Source organism: Pseudomonas sp. AC532 (assembly GCF_979258965.1).
On sequence record NZ_OZ409888.1, the window covers coordinates 2,498,844 to 2,515,863 of the forward strand.

General features: G+C 67.0%; 19 protein-coding genes. All 19 read left to right on the forward strand.

The window, feature by feature from the left end; all coding sequences use genetic code 11:
• Positions 1 to 181 precede the first annotated feature (181 nt).
• The 19 genes from ACZ0AV_RS11800 (at position 182) to fabG (ending at position 17,020) form a co-directional block, all read left to right on the forward strand.
• Positions 182 to 895, forward strand: a complete 714-nt coding sequence (locus ACZ0AV_RS11800) for a beta-ketoacyl synthase chain length factor (protein ID WP_499151192.1) — start codon at positions 182 to 184, stop codon at positions 893 to 895.
• Entirely contained in the window at positions 868 to 1,677 is an 810-nt protein-coding gene (locus tag ACZ0AV_RS11805; RefSeq protein ID WP_499151193.1) for a lysophospholipid acyltransferase family protein, read from the forward strand. The genes ACZ0AV_RS11800 and ACZ0AV_RS11805 overlap by 28 nt, the downstream gene beginning before the upstream one ends.
• The gene (locus ACZ0AV_RS11810) at positions 1,658 to 1,918 is read left to right on the forward strand and encodes a phosphopantetheine-binding protein (protein ID WP_499151194.1); all 261 of its coding nucleotides are present in this window, start codon (positions 1,658 to 1,660) and stop codon (positions 1,916 to 1,918) included. The genes ACZ0AV_RS11805 and ACZ0AV_RS11810 overlap by 20 nt, the downstream gene beginning before the upstream one ends.
• A gap of 10 nt (positions 1,919 to 1,928) precedes the next feature.
• Positions 1,929 to 2,186, forward strand: a complete 258-nt coding sequence (locus tag ACZ0AV_RS11815; RefSeq protein WP_499151195.1) for an acyl carrier protein — start codon at positions 1,929 to 1,931, stop codon at positions 2,184 to 2,186.
• Positions 2,183 to 2,728, forward strand: coding sequence for a COG4648 family protein (locus tag ACZ0AV_RS11820; protein ID WP_499151196.1), 546 nt, complete (start codon positions 2,183 to 2,185; stop codon positions 2,726 to 2,728). Before ACZ0AV_RS11815 ends, ACZ0AV_RS11820 begins: the two co-directional genes overlap by 4 nt.
• Entirely contained in the window at positions 2,725 to 4,383 is a 1,659-nt protein-coding gene (locus tag ACZ0AV_RS11825) for an ApeI family dehydratase (protein WP_499151197.1), read from the forward strand. The genes ACZ0AV_RS11820 and ACZ0AV_RS11825 overlap by 4 nt, the downstream gene beginning before the upstream one ends.
• On the forward strand, positions 4,380 to 5,123 hold the full coding sequence (locus ACZ0AV_RS11830) for a glycosyltransferase family 2 protein (protein WP_499151198.1): 744 nt from the start codon (positions 4,380 to 4,382) through the stop codon (positions 5,121 to 5,123). Before ACZ0AV_RS11825 ends, ACZ0AV_RS11830 begins: the two co-directional genes overlap by 4 nt.
• Entirely contained in the window at positions 5,123 to 6,058 is a 936-nt protein-coding gene (locus ACZ0AV_RS11835; RefSeq protein WP_499151199.1) for a lysophospholipid acyltransferase family protein, read from the forward strand. The genes ACZ0AV_RS11830 and ACZ0AV_RS11835 overlap by 1 nt, the downstream gene beginning before the upstream one ends.
• Complete coding sequence (locus tag ACZ0AV_RS11840; protein WP_499151200.1) at positions 6,039 to 7,580, forward strand: HAL/PAL/TAL family ammonia-lyase; 1,542 nt, start codon at positions 6,039 to 6,041, stop codon at positions 7,578 to 7,580. Before ACZ0AV_RS11835 ends, ACZ0AV_RS11840 begins: the two co-directional genes overlap by 20 nt.
• 89 nt (positions 7,581 to 7,669) lie before the next feature.
• Positions 7,670 to 8,095, forward strand: a complete 426-nt coding sequence (locus ACZ0AV_RS11845; RefSeq protein ID WP_499151201.1) for an acyl-CoA thioesterase — start codon at positions 7,670 to 7,672, stop codon at positions 8,093 to 8,095.
• Positions 8,092 to 8,700: an outer membrane lipoprotein carrier protein LolA gene (locus ACZ0AV_RS11850; RefSeq protein WP_499151202.1), complete on the forward strand. Its 609-nt coding sequence runs from the start codon at positions 8,092 to 8,094 to the stop codon at positions 8,698 to 8,700. The genes ACZ0AV_RS11845 and ACZ0AV_RS11850 overlap by 4 nt, the downstream gene beginning before the upstream one ends.
• The gene (locus ACZ0AV_RS11855; protein WP_499151203.1) at positions 8,690 to 11,032 is read left to right on the forward strand and encodes an MMPL family transporter; all 2,343 of its coding nucleotides are present in this window, start codon (positions 8,690 to 8,692) and stop codon (positions 11,030 to 11,032) included. Before ACZ0AV_RS11850 ends, ACZ0AV_RS11855 begins: the two co-directional genes overlap by 11 nt.
• On the forward strand, positions 11,029 to 12,177 hold the full coding sequence (locus ACZ0AV_RS11860; RefSeq protein WP_499151204.1) for a cation:proton antiporter: 1,149 nt from the start codon (positions 11,029 to 11,031) through the stop codon (positions 12,175 to 12,177). Before ACZ0AV_RS11855 ends, ACZ0AV_RS11860 begins: the two co-directional genes overlap by 4 nt.
• Positions 12,164 to 13,408, forward strand: coding sequence for an NAD(P)/FAD-dependent oxidoreductase (locus tag ACZ0AV_RS11865; RefSeq protein ID WP_499151205.1), 1,245 nt, complete (start codon positions 12,164 to 12,166; stop codon positions 13,406 to 13,408). Before ACZ0AV_RS11860 ends, ACZ0AV_RS11865 begins: the two co-directional genes overlap by 14 nt.
• A gap of 10 nt (positions 13,409 to 13,418) precedes the next feature.
• Positions 13,419 to 14,141 (forward strand): class I SAM-dependent methyltransferase, encoded by a 723-nt coding sequence (locus ACZ0AV_RS11870; RefSeq protein ID WP_499153349.1) that lies wholly within the window; start codon positions 13,419 to 13,421, stop codon positions 14,139 to 14,141.
• Complete coding sequence (locus ACZ0AV_RS11875) at positions 14,138 to 14,617, forward strand: DUF3261 domain-containing protein (protein ID WP_499151206.1); 480 nt, start codon at positions 14,138 to 14,140, stop codon at positions 14,615 to 14,617. Before ACZ0AV_RS11870 ends, ACZ0AV_RS11875 begins: the two co-directional genes overlap by 4 nt.
• Positions 14,614 to 15,828: a beta-ketoacyl-[acyl-carrier-protein] synthase family protein gene (locus tag ACZ0AV_RS11880; protein ID WP_499151207.1), complete on the forward strand. Its 1,215-nt coding sequence runs from the start codon at positions 14,614 to 14,616 to the stop codon at positions 15,826 to 15,828. The genes ACZ0AV_RS11875 and ACZ0AV_RS11880 overlap by 4 nt, the downstream gene beginning before the upstream one ends.
• On the forward strand, positions 15,825 to 16,295 hold the full coding sequence (locus ACZ0AV_RS11885; protein WP_499151208.1) for a hotdog family protein: 471 nt from the start codon (positions 15,825 to 15,827) through the stop codon (positions 16,293 to 16,295). Before ACZ0AV_RS11880 ends, ACZ0AV_RS11885 begins: the two co-directional genes overlap by 4 nt.
• A complete protein-coding gene (fabG, locus tag ACZ0AV_RS11890; RefSeq protein ID WP_499151209.1) occupies positions 16,292 to 17,020 on the forward strand; it encodes a 3-oxoacyl-ACP reductase FabG in 729 nt (242 codons plus the stop codon). The genes ACZ0AV_RS11885 and fabG overlap by 4 nt, the downstream gene beginning before the upstream one ends.

Genomic DNA, 17,020 nt, shown 5'->3' on the forward strand with positions numbered 1-17,020 from the left:
AGTCGCGAGAAACAAGCGAAACGCGTCATCTATCAGAAAATCGCTACTTAATGTTTGCGAGGCCAGGACATCACCCGGATAATGCCACGCAGCATCGCTCCCATCGACAAGGCTCTTGTCGCACAGGGCAGTCGTCCAGACAAGGAAATGCCCGGCGGGCCAAGCAGAGTTTCATCAAGACATGCATTTCAGGATCGATCAATGGCGTGCCTGGGCTCCCGGCCTGGATAGTACGGATGACTGGCTCGGTTGGAGTAAGGCACCCCGACGGCTGCCCGACGGCGGTGAGCAACCCGATGTCAGCTTCCTTCCTGCCTTGCAGCGGCGCCGATTGAGTCGCCTCGCGCGCATGGTTTTCCAGGTGGCGTGGCCGCTGGCCGAAGGGCATTCGGCGCTGCCGCTGGTGTACGTTTCGCGCCACGGCGAGACCCCGCGCAGCCTCAGCATTCTTCAGGACCTTGCAGCAGCAGAACCGCTGTCACCCACACAGTTCAGTCTTTCCGTGCACAACGCGATCATCGGTCAGTGGTCGATCATGCGGGGCGACACCAGCGAAATGACGGCGCTGGCCGGCGAGGGCGACGCCCTGGAAATGGCCATGCTGGAGGCCGCCACCCTGCTTGCCGAGGGTGCCCCAGCGGTACTGCTGGTGATCGGCGAAGAGGGCCAGCCGGAACTTTACGCGCCGTTCATTGACGATGTTCCGTTCCCTTATGCCCTGGCCCTGTTGCTGGTGCCGGGTGACGACTGGCAACTGCAGCTGCGCACGGGCACTGGCGCGCGCGCCGACTGGCCGCACCCGTTGAGCCTGATACAGGGGCTGTGCAACGACTGTGAAACCCTTGAACACACCTGGAAAGAGCGCCAATGGACCTGGTCACACAAGACCCCGTGAAGCGCTACAGCCCACCCTACTGGTGGCGCCTTATCGCAACAGCGGCGAGCTTCACCCTGTTCGGCATCGGCGGCGTCCTGCTGCGTGTGCTGGTGTTTCCGGTACTGTCGTTGCTGCCCGGCGACGCCGCGGCCCAGCAACGCCGTGCCCGCCAGGTGGTCAGCTGGAACTTCCGTACCTTCGTCAAGTTCATGCACCGCAGTGGCGTGCTCACCTATCAGGTCGAAGGTGCCGAGCGCCTCGGTCGCCCAGGCCAGATGATCATTGCCAATCATCCCTCGCTGATCGATGTCGTGGTCACCATCGCCTTCACCCGCAACGCCAATTGCGTGGTCAAGCAAAGCCTGTGGAACAACCCCTGCATGCGCGGCCCAATCCGCTCGGCGGGGTACATCAGCAACAGCGGCAGCATGGACATGCTCGACGAAGCCGCCGAGGTGCTGCAGCAGGGCCAGACCCTGGTGATCTTTCCGGAAGGCACGCGCACCACGCCCGGCAGCCCGCCCGAATTCCACCGCGGCGCCGCGGCCATCGCCTTGCGTGGCGCCCGTGTGATCACCCCGGTGGTGATAAGCGTCACACCCACCACGCTCACCAAGGCGGAACCCTGGTACCGCATTCCGGCGCGACGTTTTCACATTCACCTGCGAGTGGGCCAGGACATCGATCCGGCGCAGTTCACGGCCATGGGATCGGCGCCTGTCGCGTCCCGCAAACTCAACGACCACTTGCATCAGCATTTCATAAAGGAGCTCGCCACAGATGAGCGCTCTACAGCTTGAGATCAAACACCTGATCATCGACTCGCTCGGCCTGGAGGATGTAACCCCCCAGGACATCGATGACGACCTCACCCTGTTCGGTGAGGGCCTGGGCCTGGACTCGGTGGACGCCCTGGAGCTGGGCCTCGCGATCCAGAAGCGTTTCGGCATCAAGATCGACGCCGAAGCCAAGGATACGCGCACTCATTTCGCCAACGTGGCCAGCCTGGCGGCCTTCGTTGCCAGTCGCCAGGCAGCCTGAGGACACCCGCATGCAGACCCGTGACGAAATCTTCGCCACCTTGCAGGACGCGCTGGTGGAGCTGTTCGAGCTGAGCCCCGAGCGCATCAGCCTGAATGCCAACCTTTACGAGGACCTGGAAATCGACAGCATCGATGCCGTTGACCTGATCGACCACATCAAACGACAGACCGGCAAGAAAATCGCCGCCGAAGCGTTCAAGTCGGTACGCACCGTCGGTGACGTGGTCGAAGCGGTGTACCAGTTGGTCAACGCGGAACCGGCATGAGCCGTCTGTTTGGCCTGCTGGTCGCGCTGGTCAGCGTGGCCTACCCGTTCGCCGTGTACTTTGGTGCCGGCCACCTGTCGCCGACACTCTTCGCTGCCCTGCTCGGCGGCCTGTGGCTGGCCCGGCTGCTCAGCAACCCGCGTGACCGCAACAGCCAGCAGATGACCGGCGCCGTGCTGGTGTTCTGCCTGTTGCTGGTGCTCGCCGACGAGCCGGCACTGCTGCGCTGGTACCCGGTGCTGGTCAGCGTGCTGCTTGGCCTGCTGTTCGCCAGCAGCCTGAAGATCGGTATGCCGATGGCCGAGCGCCTGGCCCGCCTGCGTGAGCCGGAGCTGCCCGAGGTCGCCGTGCGCTATACCCGCCGGGTCACCGAGGTGTGGGCCGTGTTCATGCTCGCCAACGGTCTGCTGGTGGTGGCGCTGAACCTATGGGCGCCGCTGGCCTGGTGGGCGCTGTATACCGGCCTGATTTCCTACCTCCTGATGGGCCTGCTGTTCGCCGGCGAATGGTTGGTACGTCAACGCGTGAGGAGATACGCATGAGCTGGCTGAACCTCGAAGACCTGCTGCTGAAGGCCGATGCCAGTCGCCCGGTCACGCCGCAACTGAACCATGCCGAGCTCTGCCAGCGCGCCCTGAGCCTCGCCGCCTGCTGGCAGACGGCAGGGGTGCGGCGCGTGGCCCTGCACCTGGAGGATGCCGCCGAGCTGGCCATCGCCCTGCTCGCCGCCTGGCAGGCCGACATCCACGTATTGCTGCCCGCCGATGCGCAGCCGCAGACCCGCCAGCGCCTGGGTGCCCAGGTCGACCTGTGGGTCGAACGACTCGACGAGGCGACGACCGCTGCGCCGCTGCACGCCAGGCAGCTCGACCGCGAACGCTGCCGGCTGACGCTGTGCACCTCAGGCTCCAGTGGCGAACCCAAGCTGATCGACAAGAGCCTCGGCCAACTGGCCAATGAAGTGCAGGCGCTGGAAGCACTGTGGGGCGAGCGCCTCGGCGATGCCCTGATCATCGGCAGCGTGGCCGCCCAGCATATCTACGGCCTGTTGTTCCGTGTGCTCTGGCCGCTGTGCGCCGGCCGCGTGTTTCTGCCCAAGGCTCTGCCCTTCCCGGAAGACCTGCAACTGGCCAGCCTGCCGCACCCGGTTTTTGCCTGGGTCACCAGCCCGGCGCTGCTCAAGCGCATGGGCGACAACCTCGACTGGGCAGCGCTGGGCCGCGTGCGCCAGGTGTTCTCCTCGGGCGGCGCGCTGCCGGCAGAGGCCGCTGCCTCGGTGCAGCAGCGCCTGGGGCAGTGGCCGACGGAAATTTACGGCAGCTCGGAGACCGGCGGTATCGCCTGGCGCCAGGGCGGCGAACAGTGGCAACCATTCGCCGATGTGCAATTGGCATTGAATGACGAAGGCGCCCTGCGTCTCAGCTCGCCCTACCTGCCGGCCGGCCACTGGGAGCAGATGGCCGACGCCGTGCAGATCGGTGCCGACGGCCGCTTCACGCTCGGCGCGCGCCTGGATCGCATCGTCAAGCTGGAGGAAAAACGCATCTCCCTGCCGCTGCTCGAACAGGCGCTGGCCTTGCATGCCTGGGTGAGCGAAGCGCGCCTGGGCGTGCTGCAGCAGGGCCGAGCCTTTCTCGGCGCACTGGTGGCCTTGTCGCCCGAGGGCCTGCACGTGCTGCGCAACCAGGGCCGCCGCAAGCTGACCGAAGGCCTGCGCGAGCACCTGGCCGGCCACTGCGAAGCAATCGCCCTGCCGCGCCGCTGGCGCCTGCTACCGCACCTGCCGTACAGCAGCCAGGGCAAGCTGGGCCAGGCGCAGGTCAACGAGTTGCTGGCTGCCGCCAGGCCGACCCGGGTCGAACCGGCAAGCGCCCGGGAAGAGGCCGGCGAATGGCACCTGGAGCTGGACGTGCCGCTGGACCTGGCGCACTTCAGCGGCCACTTTCCCGGCACCCCGGTGCTGCCGGGCGTAGTGCAGATCGACTGGGCGCAGCAACTCGCCCGCGCCCTGATCAGCGACTTGCCACCGCTGTTCGGTGGCATGGAAGTGCTCAAGTTCCAGCAACTCGTTCGCCCCGGCGACCGCCTGCAACTGACCCTGCGTTTCGACGTCGAGCGCAGCAAGCTGTACTTCACCTTCCGCAACGGCGAGGCCAATTGCTCGTCCGGGCGCATCCTGCTCAGGGCGGCGTCATGAGCGGCCTGAACCATCGCCCCTGCGCGCTGATCCCGGTGTACAACCACGAAGGGCCACTGCCTGGCGTGGTCGCCACCTTGCTGGCCGCCGGGTTGCCCTGCCTGCTGGTCGACGATGCCTCCGGCCCGGCCTGCGCCGCGGTGATCGACCGGCTGGCCGGCGAGGCCGATACCTACCTGCTGCGCCTGCCGGCGAACCGGGGCAAGGGCGGCGCGGTGATGGCCGGCCTGCGTGAAGCGCAGCGCCTGGGCTTCAGCCACGCGCTGCAGGTGGATGCCGACGGCCAGCACGATCTGCAAGCGGTACCCGGCTTTCTCGACGAATCGCGCGCCCACCCCGACGCGATCGTGTGTGGCTACCCCCAGTACGATGCCAGCGTGCCCAAGGGCCGCCTGTACGCCCGCTACCTGACCCACGTGTGGGTGTGGATCAACAGCCTGTCGCTGCAGATTCGTGACTCCATGTGCGGCTTTCGGGTCTACCCGCTGGCCGCCAGCGTGGCGCTGATCGATTCGGCGAAACTGGGCTCGCGCATGGACTTCGACTCGGAGATTCTCGTGCGCCTGTCCTGGCGACAGCAGCCAATGCGCTGGCTGCCGACCCGGGTGCATTACCCCGAGGACGGCGTTTCGCACTTTCGCCTCTGGCAGGACAACGTGCTGATCTCGAAAATGCACACCCGGCTGTTCTTCGGCATGCTCTGCCGCGCGCCCGTGCTGCTCTACCGGCGGTGGCGTTGATGGACCAGAGCAAGCACTGGGCCGGGCAGCGTGAGCGCGGCAGTTTCGCGGCGATGAAGTTCACCGCCCTGGCGTCCCGTTACCTCGGCCGCCGCGTGCTGAGCCCGTTGCTGTACCTGATCGTCGCCTACTTCTTCCTGTTCGGCGCCAAGGCGCGCCGCAGCATTGGCCAGTATCAACACAATCTGGCGAGCTGGAGCGGTCGCGCCGAGCTGCGCCCGACCCGCCGCTCGGTGTTCGCCCAGTTCATGGCCTTCGCCGACAGCCTGCTCGACAAGCTCGACGTCTGGAGTGGCCGCCTGAATTTCAGCGATATCGAGCTGATCGACCCCCATGGCCTGCACGGGCAGATGAGCGGCACTCGCGGCCAACTGCTGGTCGGCGCGCACCTGGGCAACCTCGAGGTGTGCCGCGCCCTGGCCGAGCTGAGCGCCCAGGTGCGCATGAACGTGCTGGTGCACACCCGCCACGCGGAGCAGTTCAACCGCCTGCTCAAGGAAAGCGGCGCCAACAACCTGCGGCTGATCCAGGTCAGCGAGCTGGACCCCGCAGTGATGATGCGCCTGGCCGATCACCTGGAGCGCGGCGAATGGCTGGCAATCGCCGGCGACCGCGTGCCATTGCACGGTGAGCGCACCGTCGACGTGAATTTTCTCGGCCACTCGGCGCCGCTGCCGCAAGGCCCCTGGCTGCTCGCCGGGCTGCTGCAGTGCCCGGTGAACCTGATCGACTGCCTGAAGATCGACGGCCGCTACCAGGTCATGCTGCAACCCTTCACCGATACCGTGCAGTGGAAGCGCAGCGAGCGCCAGGCGGTCATCCAGGGGTGGGCGCAACGCTACGCCGACCACCTGGCACAACGCTGCCTGCAAGCCCCGCAGCAGTGGTTCAACTTCTATCCGTTCTGGAATGACCATGACAACAAAGCAGCCTGAAACCGTTACCTTCGGCGCACAGCCGCTGCGTCTTGAGCAGATCGTCGGCCTGGCCCAGCGCACGGCGCGCGGCGCGCTGGACAGCAGTGCCGAATGGCGCGATCGCATCGGCCGCGGCGCACGCTTCGTCGACAGCCTGCTCGACCGCGAAGGCATGATCTACGGCATCACCACCGGCTACGGCGACTCCTGCGTGGTGGCAGTGCCGCTGCATCAGGTCGAGGCGCTGCCGCGTCATCTGTACACCTTCCACGGCTGCGGCCTGGGCAAGCTGCTCGACGAGCAGGCCACCCGTGCGGTGCTGGCTGCCCGTTTGCAGTCGCTGTGCCAGGGCATGTCCGGGGTTCGCCTGGAGTTGCTTGAGCGCCTGCAGGCGTTCATCGAACACGACGTGCTGCCGCTGATCCCGGAAGAAGGCTCAGTGGGCGCCAGTGGCGATCTGACGCCGCTGTCCTACATCGCCGCGACCCTGTGTGGCGAGCGCGAGGTGATGTATCGCGGCGAGCGCCGCAGCGCCGCTGACGTACACGCAGAGTTGGGCTGGACGCCCCTTGTGCTACGCCCCAAGGAAGCCCTGGCGCTGATGAACGGTACCGCGGTGATGACCGCCCTGGCCTGCCAGGCCTATGCCCGCGCCGACTACCTGCTCAAGTTGGCCACGCGCATCACTGCGCTCAACGTGATTGCCCTGCAGGGCAACCCGGAGCACTTCGACGAGCGCCTGTTCGCCGCCAAACCGCACCCCGGCCAGAACCAGGTCGCCGCGTGGATTCGCCAGGACCTGGCCATCGACGCGCCGACCGCACCACTGCATCGCCTGCAGGATCGCTACTCGATCCGCTGTGCCCCGCACGTGCTGGGCGTGCTGGCCGACAGCCTGGGGCTGCTGCGCCAGTTCATCGAAACCGAGCTGAACAGCGCCAACGACAACCCGCTGATCGACCCGGACGAAGAGCGCGTGCTGCATGGCGGGCACTTCTACGGCGGGCATATCGCCTTCGCCATGGACAGCCTGAAGAACCTGATCGGCAACCTCGCCGACCTGCTCGACCGCCAGCTCGCGCTGCTGGTCGACACCCGTTACAACCACGGCCTGCCCAGCAACCTGTCCGGCGCCCCGGTGGAAACCGCGATGATCAACCATGGCTTCAAGGCCGTGCAGATCGGCGCCAGCGCCTGGACCGCCGAGGCACTGAAGAACACCCTGCCGGCGAGCGTGTTCTCGCGCTCCACCGAGTGCCACAACCAGGACAAGGTGAGCATGGGCACCATCGCCGCCCGCGACGCCCTGCGCAGCCTGGAGCTGGCCGAGCAAGTCGCGGCCGCCACGCTGCTCGCCGCCAACCAGGGCGTATGGCTGCGTCAACGCGCCGAAGCCACGCACCTGCCAAGCGCCCTGGCGGACATGCATGGGCAATTGGGCGAGGACTTCCCGCCGCTGATCGAGGACCGCGCCCTGGAAGGCGAGCTGCGCCTGTGCCTGCAACGCATACGCGCCCAGCACTGGAGCCTGTATGCCTGATCTGACTGTCGTGGGAGTGGGCCATGCCCACGATTCGCGCGCATGGCGCGCTCCCACAGGGATAGCCATCGCTCTCGAGGACGCTACCCATGCGCGCTAAAGGCGTTCTGCAGGCAGAGGTAGAAATCCTCGTGCCCTTCTTCGACGTGGACATGATGGAAATCGTCTGGCATGGCCACTACGTCAAATACTTCGAGCAGGCGCGCTGTGCGCTGCTCGACCGCCTCGACCACGGTTACCCGCAAATGCGCGACAGCGGCTACGCCTGGCCGGTGATCGACCTGCAGCTGCGTTACATCCGCGGCGCCCAGTTCGGCCAACGCATCACCGTGTGCGCCGACCTGGTGGAGTGGGAGAACCGTCTGAAGATCCACTACCTGATCAGCGACACCGCTACCGGCGAGCGCATGACCCGCGGCAGCAGCGTGCAGGTGGCAGTGGAAATCGCCAGCCGGGAGATGCAGTTGGCCTCACCCAAGGTATTCATCGATGCCGTGCAGCGGGTGATCGGATGAAGGCCCTGGCACGCATCGCCCTGATGATCGGCCTGCTGCTCACGGCGTTGAGCAGCCAGGCCGAGCCCCTCACCCTCGACCAACTGGGCCGGCAGCTGTCGCAACACCCGGTGGTGCGCGGCCCGTTCATCCAGGAAAAGCACCTGCGGGCCCTGCCCAAACCACTGACCAGCAGCGGCACCTTCGTACTGGCGGCCGACGCCGGCCTGTTATGGACGCTGGAAAAACCGCTGCAGCAGCACTATCGCATCGACGCCAACGGCATCGCCAAGCGCACCGCCGAGGGCTGGCAGATGCAGCCCGGGCGCGATGTCGCCGCCCAGCAGAGCAAGCTGTTTCTGGACGTGCTCAAGGGCAACCACAGCGGCCTGTCGCGCGATTTCGGGCTACGACTGAGCGGCGACGCCAAAGCCTGGACCTTGGCGCTGACGCCGACCTCGCTGTTGCTCAAGCAGGTGTTCAGCCGCATCGACATCAGTGGTGGTGAGCTGGTCGAACGCATCGAACTGCACGAAACCCAGGGCGACCGCACACTGATGCGCATGCCGGCGAGTGTCACCGCCGATGCCCTGAGCGAGCAGGAGCGCAGCGATTTTGCCCGCTGAACGAGGCCACGCGCTGATCGAACGCCGCCTGCCGCGGCTGTTCGCGGTGCTGCTGCTGGTGTTGCTGGCGCTGAGTGCCTGGCAATGGCGCAACGGCCCGCCGGTGGCGGCCAGCATGCTCGCCCTGCTGCCCAGCGGCGCCGGCGACGCGCGCTTGCAACAGGCCGAAGCGCGCATGCAGGAACCGATTCAACGCGACCTGCTGGTGCTGGTAGGCCACCCGCAGCGCGAGCGTGCCGTCGCCCTGGCCGCCGCCCTCGGCCAGCAATGGCGCGATAGCGGCCACTTCGCACAGGTGCGCTGGCAGCTCGACAGCGACCTCGACGCCCTGCGCCAGCACGTGAAGGACAGCCGCCTGAGCCTGCTGCCCGCCGCCGACCGCCAGTTGCTGATCGAACAGCCGGACACCTTCGTCAGACAACGCGCCGCGGCGCTTTTCGACCCGTTCGCCTCGTTCAGCCTGTTGCCTCCGGAACAGGACTGGTTCGGCCTCGGCGCCCGCGCCCAGCAGGCGCTGAACTTCGGTGGCCGGGTACAGCCGGACCTGGCCAGCGGCACCCTGCTGGTCAACGAGGCGGGCATGAGCTGGGCCGTGCTGCACCTGCGCAGCCATGGCGATGCCTTCGACATGCAGGCGCCACTGGTGATCGCCCGGGGCATCGACGCGGCGCGCCAGCGCGTCGAGGCGGACGGTGGGCAACTGCTCGCCACCGGCGGCGTGCTGTACGCCGCAGCCGGCCAGAACAAGGCGATGAGCGAGATGACGCTGATCGGCGGCGCCGCCAGCCTCGGTACCCTGCTGCTGTTGCTGATCGCCTTCCGGCGCCCGCGGGTGCTGCTCAGCCTGCTGCCCGTCGGCGTGGCGCTGGTGGCCGGGAGCGCCGCCTGCGTGCTGATCTTCGGGCAGATCAACGCCTTGACCCTGGTGCTGGGCGCCAGCCTGATCGGGGTGGCCGCCGACTACCCGCTGCACTACCTGAGCAAGAGCTGGGGCCGTGCCCAATGGCGCAGTTGGAGCGCGCTGCGCAGCACCCTGCCGGGCCTGAGCCTGAGCCTGGGCACCAACCTGATCGGGTACCTGGCGCTGGCCTTCACGCCGTTCCCGGCGCTGACCCAGATCGCCGCGTTCTCCGCCGCCGGGCTGATCGGCGCCTACCTGTGCTCGGTGTGCCTGTTGCCCGCCTGGCTCAGCGGCCTGCAGCTACGCCCGGCGCCGCGCCTGCTGGCCGCGGCCACGCGGGCGCTGAGTTGGCATGGGCGCCTGCGCCAGGGCAATGGCACCTACTGGCTGCTGGGGCTGTTCCTGGCGTTCTGCATGGCCGGCATCTGGCAGTTGCACAGCCAGAACGATGTGCGCCAGTGGCTGGGCAAGGACCCTGCGCTGTTCGCCCAGTCCCAGCGCATCGTCGAACTCACCGGTCAACAGCCCACCAGCCAGTTCTTCCTGGTTCGCGCCAGCGACGAAGGGCAGTTGTTGCAGCGCCAGCAGGCGCTGGGCACCCGTCTCGACGCGCTGGTTGGCAGCGGCCAGCTGCGCAGCTACCTGTCGCTCAACGAGCTGCTGGCCCCGGCCGACCAGTTGCATGCCGCACGCGAAGCCCTGCGCGCGCTGCCCGCCCACTGGCAGCCGCTGCTGGACCTGGGCATTCCCGCCGAAGCCCTGCAGGCCGAGCTGCAGCAGTTGCTGGAGCAGCCTCAGCCTGACCTGCAACAGGCCATTGCCAGCCCGCTGGCCGAGCCCTGGCGTGGGTTATGGCTGGGCCGCGACGAACAGGGCGTGGCCGCCATCGTCAGCCTGCAGGGGCAGACCGACAGCACCGTACTGCAAGGCGCCGCGGATGGGCTGGAAGGGGTGCAACTGGTCGACCGCCTGGGCGAGCTAAACAGCCTGTTTGCCGCCACCCAGATCAGCGCCGCCGAACTCAAACTGATTTCCTGCCTGGCCATCGTCCTGCTGCTGTGCATCCCGTTCGGCATCGGCGGCGCCCTGCGGGTGGTCTGCCTGCCGCTGCTGGCGGCGCTGGCGGCATTGGCCTGCCTGGGCTGGCTGGGCCAGCCGCTGACCCTGTTCAGCCTGTTCGGCCTGCTGCTGATCACGGCGATCGGCGTCGACTACGCCATCCTGATGCGCGAGAACATCGGTGGGCCGGCGGTCAGCCTGCTCGGCACGCTGCTCTCGGCCATCTCCAGTTGGCTGTCGTTCGGCCTGCTGCTGATCAGCCAGACGCCGGCCATCGCCAACTTCGGCCTGGCGATCAGCCTCGGTCTGATGTTCTGCTTCCTGCTGTCGCCCTGGGCGGCGCCACACCCTGAACGGGAGGCTGCAGCATGAACGTGCTCGGTTTCTGGCTACTGGCACTGGCGGTGTATGCCCTCGCGAGCATCCTCGCTGGTCGGCGGCTGATCCCCATCGTCGTCCAGCTGCTGGTCGCCAGCCTGGCGATACCCGCGCTGCTGCTGGGCTGGGTCGAGCCACACCTGCACCTGACCGCAGCGGACCTGCTGGCACCGGCCTGGGTGGACCTGCTCTACGGCCTGAGCTTCGCCCTGCTGCTTGGGTACATTCTCAGCGACGTGGTTGACCTCGAACTCAGCCCGGCCTGCCTGAAGATCGCCCTGCCAAGCTTCCTGCTACCGCTGATGGCCGGCCTGGCCTGCGCGCTGTGGGTGCTGCCGGGCGAGTACAGCTGGCTCAGCGCGGTGGGTATCGGCCTGCTGTTCTCGATCACCGCGATTCCGGTGCTCTATCTGTTCCTGCAGAGCATCGGCTACCCGCCAGCGGCCACCAAACGCCTGCTGCACGCGGCGATCCTCATGGATTTCATGTGCTGGAGCCTGTTCGGCCTGGCCCAGGGCAGCAGCCACCCGGCCAGCCTGTTGTGGCCGCTGCTGGCCGCCGCCCTGCCGTTGTTGCTCAACGTGCTGAAGGTGCGCCACCCGCTGTTCTACAGCCTGCCGTTCTTCGCCCTGATGGTGCTGCTGCACACGCTCACGCTCAACGCCCTGGTATTCGGCATCGCCTACATGCTGTGCCTCGCGGCGCTCGGCGTGGCGTTTCGCCTGCCGCTGCCGCAGCGCCAGTGGAAGCTGCTGATGAACGGCCTGGCGGTGCCACTGATCCTCACCTGCGGCGTGCTGCGGGTCGACTTCGCCGGCATCGGCGCAGCCGATTCCTGGTTCGTGGTCGGCGTGCTGCTGGTGGCTCCGGTGGCCAGCAAATTGCTGGGCAGCTGGTTGGGTTTGCACTGGGCCGAGCCCGGCGCCTCGGCGCGGATCAAGTGGCACGAAAGCCTGCTGCTGAACATCCGCGGCCTGACCGAAATCGTTTTTCTCAACCTGCTCCTGCAGCTGCAGTTGATCGATGCCATGGTGTACTTCGGCCTGCTGCTGATGAGTCTGTTCTCCACCCTGCTGCCCGCCGTGATCGGCCGGCACGCTTACACAAGCGAGGCGAAACGCCGCTATGAAGTCTCCTGAAGTCCAACAGCATCGGATCGTCGTAGCCGGTGCTGGCCCAGCCGGTGCCATTGCCGCCGCCATTCTCAAGCGCAAGGGTCACGAGGTGCTGATCCTCGAACGCCAGCGCTTCCCGCGCTTCTCGATCGGCGAGAGCCTGCTCTCCCATTGCCTGGACTTCGTCGAAGAGGCCGGGATGATCGACGCAGTGCGCGCAGCGGGTTTCCAGACCAAGCACGGCGCGGCCTTCGCCTGGGGCGACCGCTATACCGACTTCGATTTCCGCGAAACCTTCACGAAAAGCTTCGGTTCGACCTTCCAGGTGCAGCGCGCCAATTTCGACAAGGTGCTGGCTGACGAGGCCGAGCGCCAGGGCGTGACCATCCGCTACGAGGAGGAAATCGTCGCCGTGGACTTCAGCGGCGCGCAGCCGCTGCTGTCGGTACGCCGCCTCGCGGATGGCCATGAGTACCAGGTGAGCTGCACCTTCGTGCTCGACGCCAGCGGCTACGGCCGCCTGTTGCCGCGCCTGCTCGACCTGGAGCTGCCGTCCAACCTGCCGATGCGCAAGGCGCTGTTCACGCACATCGAAGACCGTATCGATCACCCGGATTTCGACCGCGAGAAGATCCTCATCACCACCCACCCGACCCTGCGCGACGTGTGGTTCTGGACCATTCCCTTCAGCAACGGCCGCTGCTCGCTGGGCGTGGTCGGCCTGGCCGAGCGCTTCGACGGCTACCCCGAGGACAAGGACGCCGCGCTCAAGCAGTTCGTCGCCGAGACGCCGAGCCTCACCAAGGTGCTGGGCAACGCCGTGTGGGACACCCCGGTCGGCGAGATCAAGGGCTACTCGGCCAACGTCAAGGCGCTGCACGGCAAGGGTTTCGCGCTGCTGGGCAATGCCGCCGAATTCCTCGACCCGGTGTTCAGCTCCGGCGTGACCATCGCCATGCGCTCGGCGAGCATGGCGGCCAACCTGCTGCACCGCCAGTTGAGTGGCGAGCAGGTGGATTGGGAACAGGACTTTGCGATCCCGCTCAAACGCGGCGTCGACACCTTCCGCGTGTATGTGGAAGGCTGGTACGACGGCAGCTTCCAGGACGTCATCTACTACCCCAATGCATCGCCCGAGATCCGCGCCATGATCAGCTCCATCCTCGCCGGCTATGCCTGGGACGAGCGCAACCCTTACGTCGCCGAACCCCGTCGTCGCCTGCGGGTGCTCGCGGAGTTGTGCGCCAGTGCCTGAGAACGCTTCGATGAACCGCGCCGCGGCCACCTACGTCGAGGAGACCGGCTTCGGTTTCTGGTTTCTGCAAAGCCGCGTCTGGCAGCACCATGTACTGCGCGTGGCGATCGACGACCTGCGCGGCCTGATCGACGGCCCGTTGCCGCAGGCTCCGGTGCTGCTCGACGCCGGCTGCGGCCAGGGCAAATCCTTCGGCCTGCTGCAGCGCGCCTTCGCGCCCACCCGCATTATCGGCCTGGATGCCGACCCGCACAGCCTCGACTGCTCGCGGGCCGAAGCCCAGCGCCTGGGGCTTGATGTGCAGTTGCTCGCCAGCGACTGCGCGGCGATCCAGCTGCCCGACGCCAGCGTCGACATGCTCTTCTGTCACCAGACCTTCCACCACCTGGTCGAGCAGCAGCAGGCGCTTGCCGAATTCTGGCGCGTGCTCAAGCCCGGCGGCCTGCTGCTGTTCGCCGAGTCGACCAAGTACTACATCGATACCTGGGTGATCCGCTGGCTGTTCCGCCACCCGATGGAGGTGCAGAAAAGCGCCGACGAGTACCTGGCCATGCTGCGCCAGCAGGGCTTCGCATTCAGCCCGCGCAATGTGTCGTACCCCTACCTGTGGTGGAGCCGCTCGGAGGATTTCGGCCTGCTGGAGCGCTGGGGTATTCGCAGGGCCAAGCCGTTTGGCCAGCGCAACGAGACCCTGGTCAACGCCGCGGTGCGCAAACCGCTGGAGCCGGCATGAAGCACCTGCTGACCCTCGCCTGCATCCTGCTGCTGACCGCATGCGCCGCCCGCACACCGTTGCCTGAGGCGTCCCCGCAACTGGCGCAGCCGCTACCGATATCGCTGCAGGTCAGCACCGCCGATGGCCAGGACTGGCTGCTGGTGATCCAGGCCGAGGGCGCAGCCCTTCGCTGGTCGCTGTTCGACCCGCTCGGCGTGCCGCTGGCGCGGCAGTCGCTGGCAGGCGGCACCTGGCACAATGACGGCCTGCTGCCGCCCAATGGCGCTGCTCGTGAACTGTTCGCCGCCCTGTTGTTCGCCCTTACCCCGGATGAGCAACTGGCGGTCAGCTACGCCGGCAAACACTGGCGGCAAGGCGCCGAGGGTCGCCAGCTGGCGCCGGACTGGCGCATCCGCTACGGCGCCGGCCGCGCCATCGAACTGAGCACCGCCACGCAGCAGTACCGCGTGCGCCCGCTGGAGACACAACCATGATCGCCCGACTCGATGCCCTTGGCGTGGTCTGCGCCCTTGGCCAGGGCAAGCAGGCCGTGGCCGACGCCCTGTTCGCCGGTGACACACGCGGCATGCGTCGCCAGGAGGGCTGGATCCCCGGGCGCAGCGTCACCGTCGGTGCGGTGGATGCGCCATTGCCGGCAATGCCCGCTGGCTTCGAACAGGCGGCAAGCCGCAACAACCGCCTGCTGCTGGCCGCCGCCCTGGAGATCCACGATGAGATCCAGGCCGCCATCGCCCGCCATGGTGCCGGTCGCATCGCCGTGGTGCTGGGTACCAGCACGTCGGGCATCGCTGAAGCGGGCGAGCACATCGCCGGCTTCATGAACACCGGCGTGCTGTCTGACGAGTACCGCTACAGCCAACAGGAAATCACCGCGCCGGCCAGCTTCCTGGCCGACTGGCTGGGGCTCAGCGGGCCGGTGTATTGCCAGTCCACGGCCTGCACGTCCAGCGCTCGCGCGCTGCTCAGCGCCCAGCGCCTGCTGCAGCTGGGCGTCTGCGACGCCGTGCTGTGCGGCGGCGTCGACAGCCTGTGCAAGCTGACGCTGAACGGCTTCGCCAGCCTGGAGGCAGTCTCCGACGAGCGCTGCAAGCCGTTCTCGGTGAACCGCCACGGCATCAATATCGGAGAGGCCGCCGCGCTGTTCCTGATGACCCGTGCGGACGCGAAGCAGGCCGATAAGGCGCCCGGTATCGCCCTGTTCGGCGGCGCCGCCACTTGCGACGCGCACCATATATCCGCGCCCCACCCGGAGGGCATCGGCGCCCAGCAGGCCATGCGCAAGGCGCTGGCGGCAGCGGGCCTGGCAGCCGAGCAGATCAGCTACCTGAATCTGCATGGCACGGCCACTACCCACAACGACGCCATGGAGAGCCTCGCCGTGCAGGCGCTGTTCCCGGCGGGCGTGGCTTGCTCGTCGAGCAAGTCGCTGACCGGCCACACCCTGGGCGCCGCCGGAGCGCTGGAAGCGGCCTTCTGTTGGCTGAGCCTGAGCGAGCACAACACAGGCCGGCAACTGCCACCGCACATCTGGGACGGCAAGGGCGACCCGCAGCTGCCGCGCCTGAACCTGGTGCCCGCCGATACCACCGAACAGCTGCCCGCCCGCGGCGGGCGTTACCTGATGAGCAATTCGTTCGCCTTTGGCGGCAACAACCTGTCCTTGATTTTAGGAGACCTGCCGTGAGTGTATGGCCCGTCGCCGAGCTGGTGCCTCACGCTGGCGACATGATTCTGATCGACGAGGTGCTGGAGTTCGGCACCGACCACATCGAGACCCGCCTCGTGGTGCGCTCGGGCGGCCTGTTCAGCAACGCCGATGGCAGCCTGCCGGCCAGCGTCGGGATCGAGCTGATGGCGCAGAGCGTGGCGGCTTTCGCCGGCTGCCATGCCCGACAGGAAAACCACCCGGTGGAGCTCGGCTTCCTACTCGGCACACGCAATTTCGCCTGCAACGTGGATCGTTTCCCGGCCGGCAGTACACTGCACATCAGCGCCACCCGCTCGCTGCAGGACGACAACGGCATGTGCGTTTTCGAGTGCCGCCTGCAAGGCCCGGACATTCTCGTCGAGGCCCGGCTGAACGTGTTTCAGCCCCGCGACGTGGCCACCTATATTCAGGAACCCCCTTTAACTCAGGAGCCGTCTGCATGAGCGAGACCATTCTGGTCACCGGATCGAGCCGCGGTATCGGCCGTGCCATTGCCTTGCGCCTGGCGCGTGCCGGTTACGACCTGGTGCTGCACTGTCGTTCGCGCCGCGACGAAGCCGAAGCCGTGCAGGCGCAGATCGAAGCCATCGGCCAACGCGCGCGCATCCTGCAGTTCGACGTGGCCGACCGCGACGCCTGCCGCACGGCCCTGGAAGCCGACGTCGAGGCCCATGGCGCACCTTACGGTGTGGTGTGCAACGCCGGCCTGACCCGCGACGGCGCTTTTCCGGCGCTCAGCGAGGAGGACTGGGATGTGGTGCTGCGCACAAATCTGGACGGTTTCTACAACGTCCTGCACCCCCTCACGATGCCCATGGTGCGCCGTCGCCAGCCAGGGCGTATCGTCTGCATCACCTCGGTGTCCGGGCTGATCGGCAACCGCGGCCAGGTCAACTACAGTGCCTCCAAGGCCGGCATCATCGGCGCCGCCAAGGCACTGGCCATCGAGCTGGGTAAACGCAAGATCACCGTCAACTGCGTCGCTCCGGGGCTGATCGATACCGAAATCCTCGACGAGCATGTGCCGCTGGAGGAGATTCTCAAGATGATCCCCGCTGCGCGCATGGGCACCCCGGAAGAAGTGGCCGGTACGGTGAATTTCCTGATGTCCGAAGAGGCGGCCTACATTACCCGCCAGGTAATCGCCGTGAATGGCGGTCTGTGTTGA